At 57.1% G+C, this 1,502-nt stretch carries 3 protein-coding genes; 2 read left to right on the top strand and 1 reads right to left on the bottom strand.

The window, feature by feature from the left end:
* Positions 1 to 98: 98 nt before the first annotated feature.
* Positions 99 to 476 (bottom strand): hypothetical protein, encoded by a 378-nt coding sequence (locus ACRESJ_RS12050; RefSeq protein WP_057713562.1) that lies wholly within the window; start codon positions 474 to 476, stop codon positions 99 to 101.
* Positions 477 to 598: 122 nt separating this feature from the next.
* Here ACRESJ_RS12050 and ACRESJ_RS12045 point away from each other — a divergent pair, with 122 nt between their 5' ends.
* Both ACRESJ_RS12045 and ACRESJ_RS12040 read left to right on the top strand, forming a co-directional pair.
* Positions 599 to 730, top strand: a complete 132-nt coding sequence (locus ACRESJ_RS12045; RefSeq protein WP_431758087.1) for a hypothetical protein — start codon at positions 599 to 601, stop codon at positions 728 to 730.
* Between the two features lie 102 nt (positions 731 to 832).
* On the top strand, positions 833 to 1,502 hold a 670-nt coding region (locus ACRESJ_RS12040; protein ID WP_431758086.1), incomplete at its 3' end, for a YihY/virulence factor BrkB family protein.

The raw sequence follows: 1,502 nt of genomic DNA, 5'->3' as shown, positions 1-1,502 counted from the left end.
CTCTGTAGGAGCGAGCATGCTCGCGAAAAAGGTACAGACAACGCGGGCATCCAGGCACCCCGCGTTATCGTTTACGTCCATCGCGAGCAGGCTCGCTCCTACAAGCGAAACGGCGCGAAGTTGACGTTGGTGCCCGCCGGGCGCATGTCCTGCAGGAAGGAGTCCTTGTCGGCGCTCAGTTCCAGGCTCAATGCAGCCTTGCGCTTGCCTTCATTGCGCACCACCAGGCCTTCGAGCTTCTCGCGCAGGAACACGGTCGGCACTTTCAGGTGCAGCAGCTCGTCGGTGTCCGGCGTGTGCATCAGCAGGTGAATCCACTCGTACTGACCCACGGCCAGGCGCGATACCGGGATGTCGAACCACCAGATATTGCGGTTGCGGTTCAATTCGGTGAAGTGGCAGTTGTTGACGCCAAGCACAGCACCGCCGAGTTCCTGGTTTCTGCGGGCAATGGCCTGCTTTTTATCGAGTTTCATAACATTCCTACGGGATTGGATCTTCAGCGCCATGGCCTGAATGTGTTGCGCATTCTTAAGGGTTGGCCCGCAAACATAAAGCGCAACCTGCACTGAACGATGAAATGTCGTGGTGGAAATAAATGAAACTCCCTGCAAAAGCCCTCGGTCAACCTTATGAAACGACCTTTCCTCCGATTGAAATGCCTTTAATAAAAGAAGAAGCGGTCATCCCCGGATGGCCATTTTTGTGTCAGCCTGAACTTGCACACTGAATTTGTTTCAAAGTCGCCAACTGGGCTACCTTGGTGAAGGAAACGGCCCCCAGAGTCGCCACGACTTCAACCCAAATGCGTATGCGGCGAATGGAGACGCTAATGATTTTTCCGGACATGAGAGGCTTGCCCCTGCACCGTGTGATGATGCGCACGGTCACCGAGTTCATCGCCGACGAGATGTCGACCTATGCCTCGGCGCTGGCCTATCAAATGCTGTTTTCGCTGTTTCCGTTCATCCTGTTCCTGATTGCCCTGATCGGCTTCCTGCACCTGCCGGATTTCTTCTCCTGGCTGCGCCTGCAATCGGAACTGGTATTGCCGCCCCAGGCACTGGAACAGGTCAACCCGGTGATCGACCAGCTTCAGCAATCCAAGGGTGGCTTGCTCTCGGTGGGGATCGTGATTGCGCTATATACCGCCTCCGCCGGGGTGCGGCTGATGATGAGCGCGATGAACGCTGCCTACGACGTGGTCGAAGGGCGTCCGCTGTGGAAACGTTTTCCGTTGTCGATCATCTACACCGTCGGCATTGCCGGCATGCTGCTGATCGCCGCCGCGCTCATGGTGCTCGGGCCGCAGGTGATGGAGTGGATCGCCAAGCAAGTCGGCCTTGAGTACTTTATCGTCACGCTCTGGACCATCGCGCGCTGGCCGGTGATCGTGATTCTGCTGATGGTCGCGGTGGCGTTGATCTACTACGTCATGCCCGACGTCAAACAGGAGTTTCGCTTCATCACCCCAGGCTCGGTGCTGGCGGTGGTCGTGTGGA

The organism is Pseudomonas sp. (assembly GCF_050739655.1).
Taxonomy (GTDB): Bacteria; Pseudomonadota; Gammaproteobacteria; order Pseudomonadales; family Pseudomonadaceae; genus Aquipseudomonas.
This window is presented reverse-complemented; position numbering and strand designations above follow the sequence as displayed.